The 8,787-nt window shown below is 58.2% G+C and carries 5 protein-coding genes; 2 read left to right on the top strand and 3 right to left on the bottom strand.

The genetic code is table 11. The annotated features are described in order from the left end of the window. Window positions 1-237: 237 nt before the first annotated feature. The 3 genes from rnr to EST62_RS11510 all read right to left on the bottom strand — a co-directional run bounded on the left by rnr (window position 238) and on the right by EST62_RS11510 (window position 4,598). Complete coding sequence (gene rnr, locus EST62_RS11520; RefSeq protein WP_167599335.1) at window positions 238-2,616, bottom strand: ribonuclease R; 2,379 nt, start codon at window positions 2,614-2,616, stop codon at window positions 238-240. Window positions 2,617-3,031: 415 nt separating this feature from the next. Continuing rightward, on the bottom strand, window positions 3,032-4,012 hold the full coding sequence (locus EST62_RS11515; protein WP_129052224.1) for a lysylphosphatidylglycerol synthase transmembrane domain-containing protein: 981 nt from the start codon (window positions 4,010-4,012) through the stop codon (window positions 3,032-3,034). Between the two features lie 118 nt (window positions 4,013-4,130). Further along, entirely contained in the window at window positions 4,131-4,598 is a 468-nt protein-coding gene (locus EST62_RS11510; RefSeq protein WP_167599334.1) for a DUF2127 domain-containing protein, read from the bottom strand. 768 nt (window positions 4,599-5,366) lie between these two features. Here EST62_RS11510 and EST62_RS11505 point away from each other — a divergent pair. Together EST62_RS11505 and EST62_RS11500 are read left to right on the top strand one after the other, a co-directional pair. Beyond that, window positions 5,367-8,156: a molybdopterin-dependent oxidoreductase gene (locus EST62_RS11505; protein WP_129052223.1), complete on the top strand. Its 2,790-nt coding sequence runs from the start codon at window positions 5,367-5,369 to the stop codon at window positions 8,154-8,156. An 18-nt stretch (window positions 8,157-8,174) separates the two neighbouring features. Next, on the top strand, window positions 8,175-8,774 hold the full coding sequence (locus EST62_RS11500; RefSeq protein WP_129052222.1) for a 4Fe-4S dicluster domain-containing protein: 600 nt from the start codon (window positions 8,175-8,177) through the stop codon (window positions 8,772-8,774). Window positions 8,775-8,787 lie beyond the last annotated feature (13 nt).

Below are 8,787 nucleotides of genomic sequence, written 5' to 3'. Positions count from 1 at the left end.
ATACATTATGACTTTTATGAATATATGTGCTCAATTATTACACTTTTATCTTTAACGAAGCAGAGCTTCGGGGAATATATCCCATAGAGATTCAATGATGACACATAGCTTTACAGGCAAAAGGAATGAACGATAATCAACCCGACGTTTACCGTCAATAAAGCCCCCACCATAACGCAAGAAAGCCGGACTTCGCAGCCCGGCTTTCTCATCAATCACATCCAGTCAAATCCAACCTCACGCCAGCGTGAGATCGATGGTTCTTCTTGTCATATCGACTTCGTGCACCTTTACTTTCAACCGCTGACCGATTTGCAGGCGGCGGTGTTTGCGTCTGCCGACGAGCGAGTAGGTCGCTTCGTCGTACTCGTAGTAGTCGTCCTTGAGGTTGCGCATGTGCACCAGACCCTCGATGGCGAAGTCGGTCATGCGCACGTAGATGCCGTACTCGGTCGCGCCGGTGATGATGCCTCCGTAGGTGTTGCCGAGATGGGCCGACATGTACTCGACCTGCTTGAGCTTGACCGATTCGCGCTCCGCCTCCGTGGCGATTTTTTCGCGCTCGTTGGTGATCTGGCATACCTCGGTGATAGTCGCACTGATCTCGGTGATCCGTTCGGGCGTCACCTTGCGGCGCTTCTTGCGCGTCGTTTCGTACTCGAACAGAATGCGGTGTATGACCAGATCGGGGTAGCGCCTGATGGGCGAGGTGAAGTGTGTGTAGTGCTCGAAACCGAGTCCGAAGTGGCCGTCGTTGGACGACATATAGACCGCTTTCGACATGGAGCGCAGCACCAGCTCGTTGACCAGAAACTCCACATTGGTACCGCGCACCTTCTGCAACAGCTCGCGCAGCGCTCTGGACGACACCGTGGCGCTCTCCTTGCCCCTGCGGTCGAGCTTGAGGTCGAAGCCGATCTTGCGCACGAAGTTCGACAGCACCTGCACCCGCTCCATCTGCGGCGCGCCGTGCACGCGGTAGATCACCGGGTGCGGATTCTTTTCGTTCTCGGCGTACCGGGCGGTCAGGTAAGCGGCCACCGTGCGGTTGGCCAGCAGCATGAACTCCTCGATCAGACGGTGGCTGTCGAGCCGCTCCTTTTTGATGACCTCGACCGGCTCGCCCTTGCTGCCGAGCTTGAAGCGCACCTCCTCGGTCTCGAAGTCAAGCCCGCCCGACTCCATACGCTGCGAGCGCAGGATCTTGCTGAGGCTTTCGAGCGCTTGCAGCTCCTCGGCATAATCGCCCTTGCCCGCGTCGAGAATCTCCTGCACGTCTTCGTAGGTGAAGCGGCATTTCGAGTGAATGACCGTCTTGTGGAACTCGAACTTCTTGACCTCGCCACTCTCGGTGATGTTGAAAAAAACCGAGTAGGCCATGCGATCCACGCCGGGGTTGAGGCTGCACACCTTTTCGGAAAGCCGCGACGGCAGCATCGGAATCACGCGGTCAACCAGATAAACCGACGTGGCGCGTTTGCGAGCCTCCTTGTCGAGCGCCGAATTCTCCGGCACATAGTGCGACACATCGGCAATGTGTACCCCGATCTTGTAGCCACCCTTGCCTTCCAGCTCTATCGAGAGCGCATCGTCGAAATCTTTGGCATCGACAGGATCGATGGTAAACACATTTTTGTCGCGAATATCGAGCCTGTCCTTCATATCCTCATCGGTGATCTCCTCGCGCACCTTTTCGGCGAAGTTCAGCAGCTCACTGTCGAAAGTCTCGTCGATGCCGAGGCCTCGCGCGATGGCGCTTACCTCCACATTCGACTCGCCCGCTACGCCGAGAATCTCGATCACCTTGGCCTGGATCGCGCCATTTTTGAGGAACTCCAGATCACCGGCCAGCACCTTGTCGCCGGCCTTGGCCTTTTTGGAATCCTTGACGGCAACGTGAATCTCAGGCAGAATCTTGCGCAAGTCAGGCTTGAGCAAAAAGCGACGATTCTCCCGGTGCAGCGTACCGACCACGGTCGTCAGCTTGCGGCTGACGACGTTGACGACAAGCCCCTCGCAACGCTGATGGGGCGACTGCTTCGACACGTAGGTTTCGGGCACTTTGGTAACCAGCACCTCGACCTCGTCGCCGTGCAGCGACTGGCCAAGCATTTCGGCGCCGATGAAAATATCGTCGTCGAAGCCTTCGACACTGACGAAGCCATAGCCGTTGGGATGGGTGGTGAGCTTGCCCTGGTAGGTCTGATCGACTTTGTAGCGCTCCTTGCCGGGCTGCGGAAACTGGCGGCCCTCGACCAGGTGCTCCTCGTAGGTGTCGGGTTCCAACCCGGCCCAGCCGTAGCAGCGGTCGCTGTCCTTGTCAACCACGCCATCCTCCTGCAACTTGTGCAGGACGTACCAGAAACCGGGAAGCTGGCGCGATTCGCCATAGCCCATCTGTTTGGCCAGCGCCACTGAACGGAAGCGTTCGCCTTCGTGCTCGGTCAAAAATGCAATGATTTCAGCGCCGAGCGAAGTTTCGCCCCGCCTGAAGAGGAATTCGTTGATCAGGATATGATCGTTCGCCCGCACCTTTTCCGTGCCATCCGGCCTGCCGGACCTGTTTTTCTTTCTCTTCTGGGGACGTGTTTTGGTAGTCTTACGGTCTCTTGCCACTCAATTACAATTGAAAGATTGGTACAAATCTATTCGTGATGTGATATGTCATAACTGTCCGGCCCGCCAGAATACAAAGCGCGAAATACCATGCCGCCGGTACCTCTGACGTGACTGTACGTTTGAAATATTGCCAGGCTTTACGGGCCGGCAATCTCGGCCATTTATCCGTACCCAGAGGAACGGAACTGAAAAAACAGGTCTTTAATTTAATAAAATAGCAACTGTTTCCGGCATATTTAATTGTTACGTCTTGTCGAACACGCCCTGTCGGCGCTCTTTGCGATGATGAGCGTTCGTTAACCATGATATTTTCGAACGGTTGTTTTCCACAAAAACAGCATCGACGACACGACTGAACGGGCCGGAAGCCGGTTTCGGCCCATCGTTTCCGCCATCAGGTTCGCTTCGACCATCACCGCAATTCGCGCCTGGTCAGCAGCAGCCCCGGAATCATCGGAAGCCAGACGGTGAAACCGCGCAAAAGCAAGGTTGCCGTCAGCGCGGTTTCGAGCCTCGCGCCGAGGCTCACCAGCAATCCGGCGCAGGTCAGCTCGAAGGAGCCGAGACCCAGCGGAATCAGGCTGAGCGTGGCGACAATCGTGGCCACGACAAATGCGGCGAACGCCACGGCAAACCCCGCAGGCTCGCCAAGCGCTGAGAGCATCGCCCAGAGCGTGGCGGCGTCGAGCGCGAAAATCGCCGTCTGGTAAACCGTGGCCTCGAAAAGCAGCCCCGGTTTGCCAAGCATGTCGTCCGGAACATCATCAAATGTTGCGACGACCCCGGCGATCACCGGCAGGCGCATCAGCCACAACGGCAAACCGTTTTCGATACCCCGTTTTTTCAGCAGAAGAATCGCCCCCGGCACGGCGACAACGAAGACAAAAAAGAGTGCGGCCACGATAACCGTCCACTGGTGAAAATCGTGATGCAGCCATAAGGCCACAAACGATGCCGCCGCGACAATGGCGAAGGCTACGTAGTAAGAAAGAAGCGTAAGCAGCATCACCCCCATACCGACAGGAGCCGAAACACTGCGTTGCCTGAAGGCATTGATGACGAAAGCGATACCGCTGATTCCCGCCGAAGGAAACGCCTGATCGGCAAACAGCTTGGCAAAGGCCAGCGGAAAAAGAGTGCCGAGCGGATACGCGATTCCATAAACGGCAAATGCGCGATGCCACACCAGCGCGAGCGAAAAGTAAGTTGCTACCTGAAACAGGCACACCACGGCGATCCAGAACGGATCGATATTGCCGACAAGCTGCGCGAACCGGGCAAGCTTGCCATAATTCAGCGCCACATACACAAGCGCCGCCAGCAGCAGAATACCGGGAATCAGCGCGATGAATCTGCGTCCCCTCTCCATGCCAAACGGTCTGTAAACAATCATGAAAACGCCAAACCGGGTACAAAATAAACAACGGCGGACAGCGCGATTCCCCTTTGTAATCGCACCTTTACCGAAACACGCCCGGCGGGAATTTCAACGATGAAGCCGCTAAACCTTCTCAGGCTCGTTCTGCCCCGGCGGCTGCCGCCCTGCCGCGAATCAGCAAAATGAGCATATAGCCTGCGATGACGAGGTTGATCGCCAGCACGCCTGCTTTCAGCCAACTGAAACCCTTGGCGAGTTCATAGAGTTCGACCGGCAGATAGACGCCGCCGCTCAAGAGGGCGAACCACTCGGCCCACCGTTTTTCAAACCAGAGTCCATACGCCTCGACAAAGCGCATGAGCGCATAGATGGCGGCGAGCATAATGAGAAAATGGAGCCGAGAGCCGGTCAGGTCGTGCATGAGCATTTTGGCAAGCGCCGGGATGTGGCTCGACGGATCGACGTTCCAGCGCGTTCTGAACTCGGCGATGATGCCGTGAAGATCGCGCGAAACGAAGCTGGAGAGCAGCAGCGCCAGCGAAAAGACCAGAACGCCCTTTCCTGCCTCGAAAATCGAAACGGCCCTGAGACCGCCTTTCATGTTGTTAATCAATTTTTTCCGGATTTTCAGTATCGAGTCCTCATCTGACAATTGCCCTGTGCCTCACCGACCTTCACGGTTTTTCGACGCTGCCGGGATCAGGGAAGTTCATACGCAATCTCATCGCCTATTCGACGATTTCGATCCACGTACCCCGCGCCGGGAAGGCTCTGTTGCTTCCGCGCAAAGCGTCGGCGCGCTTGAAATCACTGAATCGGCGCTACTGTCGAGCCAATGGGAAACCGTTCTGGATCCCCTGTCATGGAAAGGAGTATCGCGACGTGGCACTCCATGCAGAATCAGCGAAAACAGTAAGGATGGATCACCACGGCTTTGGCCTCGCGATGACGAATTCTCGTTATACGAAGGGCGAACGGAAACACTCATCCGTTATGTTGTCTTGACGCGCCGCTACGAGTGAAAGCATAAAAATCGCGCCATCTATTCTGTTTTTATGTATAGCGCTATACGCCAGCGTTCATAACAAAAAGATATAACGATCATATCATTTTTCCTGCCGGAAAAATAACGATTGTTGACAAATAAACTACGGCACAGCACACTTCAATAGTGACCCGAAAATACAATAAACAATTGTTATCAAACCAGTTACCGGAAAAATAAGTTTTGCAACCTTTTCCGGGTCACGCTATATTGCCAGCTCGTCTGCTATTGAAGTATACTCGGCGGATATACTCCCTATCCAGCTATCTTCTTGTTTCCCGCTTGGGAATTACGGCATTAACCATCTGTCTGAAGGGAAGTTTTATGCATAAAACAATCATTTCACGTCGTCAGTTTCTCACGGCGGCTGGCGTACTTGGCGGCATGTCCCTGCTTCGCCCGATCTGGGGCCTGGCCACGGGCGCAAACGCAGAGGCGGCGGCGAGCGTTACCACCACCTGGGTGCCGAGCATCTGCAACTTCTGCTCTTCGTTCTGCGACATCAAGGTGCAAACCAAGGAGAGCGATGGCGTACGCCGGATCGTCAAGATCGACGGCAACGTGGACAGCCCGCTGAACCGGGGCCGCATCTGCGCTCGCGGCCAGGCCGGACTCCACCAGACCTACGACCCCGACCGGCTCAAGCAGCCGCTGATCCGCGTCGCGGGCAGCAAGCGCGGCGAGTGGAATTTCCGCGCGGCCACCTGGGACGAGGCGTACAGCTACATCGTGAGCCGCCTCCAGAAGGTCAACCCGTGGGAGGTGAGCCTCATCGGCGGCTGGACGGCGTGCGTGTCGTACATGCACTTCAGTCTCCCCTTCTGCCAGACCATGCAGATTCCCAACATCGTCGCCTCGCCGTTGCAGCACTGCGTGACGGCGGGCCACCTTGGCACCGACCTCGTCACGGGCAACTTCAACGTGCACGACGAAATCCTCGCCGACTTCGAGAACGCCCGCTACATTCTCTTCAGCCTGAACAACGCCTCGGTGGCGGCGATTTCGACCGCCCGCGCCGTGCGCTTCGGCGAGGCCAAGAAGAATGGCGCCAAGGTGGTCTGCCTCGACCCGCGCATGGGCGAGCTGGCCTCGAAGGCCGACGAGTGGATTCCGGTCAAGCCGGGCACCGACCACGCCTTCTTTTTGGCGATGCTGCACACGCTGCTGCGCGAAAAGCTCTACGACGCCGATTTCGTCTCGAAGCACACCAACGCGCCGTTCCTGGCCTATCGGGACGAGAACGGTTCGGTGCACCTCGCCGCCGACGCGGGCAAGGATGGAAAGCCTTCAAACTATTACGTTTACGACGCCATTGGCGGCGGCATTCGCCCGGTTCCGGCTTACACAAACAGCAACGATAAAGCGGCGGGCGGCGGACGCATCCAGCCCGCGCTCAACGCGCCGGCGGGCCTCGCCTGGAAAGGGCGCAAGGTCTCGACGGTGTTCGACCTCTTCGTCGAGGAGTCCGAACCCTTCACCCCCGAATGGGCGGCGACGATCACCGACATTCCGGCCTCAACGATCCGGCGCATCTCGATCGAGTTCGGCCAGGCGCGACCAGCGATGGTCGATCCCGGCTGGATGGGCGCGCGCTACCACCACCTCATCGGCCAGCGCCGTTTGCAGGCGATCATCCAGACGCTGGTCGGCGGCATCGACAAGCCGGGCGGCTGGATGATGAGCGGCGAGTACCACCACCGCTCCGAAAAGGCGTGGCACAACATTCAGCACGGCATCGACAGCAGCCACGAGCCGCCGGTCGAGCGCCCCGGCATGGGCTTCGCCCACGGCCTGCTCGACATCTTCGCCAACCCGAAAGCGTGGGAGCACGGCAAGCCCGCATTGTCCTTCGCCTGGGCGATGGAGCAAGAGAAGCAGGGCAAGCCCTCGGCCTTCCTGCCCGCGATGGCCGACACCGGCCTGTACGAAGCGGTCAGGGGCGAGCTGACCTTCAACGGCGAACCCTACCGGATGAAGGCGCTCATCATGAACGCCGCCAACCCGATCCGCCACTACTTCCCGGCCAAACGGTGGGAGGAGATGCTTTCCAGCCCGAACCTCGACCTCGTCGTGGCCATCGATGTGCTGCCGTCCGACACGACGCTCTACGCGGACGTGATTCTGCCGAACCACACCTATCTGGAGCGCAACGAGCCGCTGCTCTACCCGCTCGGCCCCGAAACCGGCATCGGCTACACAACGCGCCTGCGGGCCATCGAGCCGCTCTACGACACGCGCGACACCACCGACATGCTTTGCGAAATCACGCGCCGCATGGGCAAGCTGGAGCCGTACCTCGACGGCATCGCCAACTACGCGGGCCTCGACGCCGACATGCTCAAGCGCGAAGTGAAAGCCGCTCAACAGGCCAAAAAGCCGCTCAACGAGGCGTTCCTCAAAACCGCCTACGTGGCGATGGGCAAGTTCTCCGGCAAGCTTACCGGCAAGGAGATGACCGGCGCAGAGGTCGAGGCCGCCATCAGGGACAAGGGCCTGCTCTTGCTCAAAAACGCCGACGAGGTGGTCGAGGAGATGAATCTGCCGCGCAAGATTCCCGTGCCAACCATGTCGGGAAGGCTTGAGCTGTTCAGCCCGATTCTCGAATCGTTCGCGCAAAAAGCGGGAGCGCAGCCGATCTTCAACCCCGTGCTTGGCTACGTGCCGCGCGTCCTCACCGAAAAGGGGGACAAGAACAATCTCGGCGCGGACGAGTTCTACTTCACCTACGGCAAGGTACCGGTGGTCTCGCACGCCTCGACCAACAACAACAACGCGCTGCTCGCCGCAGTCACCGAACCGAAAAAAGGCCAGTTCATGGGGCTGTGGATAAACGCGACGAAGGCCAAAACGCTCGGTTTGTCGAACGGCCAGGAGGTCGAAGTCACCAACCTCCGCTACGGGCCGAAGGTGAAAGCCACGCTCTTCACCACCGAAATGATCCGGCCCGACACGGTCTTTTTGCCCTCGGCCTACGGCAGCAGGAACAAAAAGCTCAGCGTCGCCGGAGGCAAGGGCACCGCGCTGAACGAACTGATGCCCTACAGCATCGAGCCGATCGCGGCGTCGTTCATGTCGCAGGAGTTCACCGTAAGCGTCAAGCCTGTAAACAGTTAACTGGAGGAGTAAGTATCTATGGCCCGTTATGGAATGGTAATGGATATGCGTACCTGCGTCGGCTGTCAGGCCTGCATGGCGGCATGTTCGACCGAAAACCAGACGCCGTTCTGGAGCGAGAAGTTCCGGACGCATGTCGAAGACAAGGAGCAGGGCGTTTTCCCTGATGTGCGCCGGGTGCAGCTTCCGCGCCTCTGTATGCACTGCGAAAACACGCCGTGCCTGTCGGCCTGCCCGACCGGCGCGACGCACATGGACAAGAACGGCATCGTCCTGGTCAACTACGACCGCTGCATCGGCTGCTACGCCTGCTGCATCGCCTGCCCCTACGACGCCCGCTACGCCTACGACGGCGAGGATGTTGACAAGGAGCGCGAGCTGTACGGCAAGAACGTTTCGCACGAAATGCCGCATGTTGACAAGTGCACCTTCTGCGTGCAGCGCCTGGCCGAAAAGCTGGAGCCTGCCTGCGTGGCGACCTGCCCGACGCACACGAGAATCTTCGGCGACCTGGACGACAGCAAGAGCGAGGTGCATAAACTCGCCCGGAGTGGCAAGGCTCAACCGCTGAACCAGGGCCTTGGCACCTCTCCGAAAGTATTCTACATCCCATCATAGCAAGGAGGGCACT

The organism is Chlorobaculum sp. 24CR (assembly GCF_004118635.1).
Taxonomy (GTDB): Bacteria; Bacteroidota; Chlorobiia; order Chlorobiales; family Chlorobiaceae; genus Chlorobaculum.
This window is presented reverse-complemented; position numbering and strand designations above follow the sequence as displayed.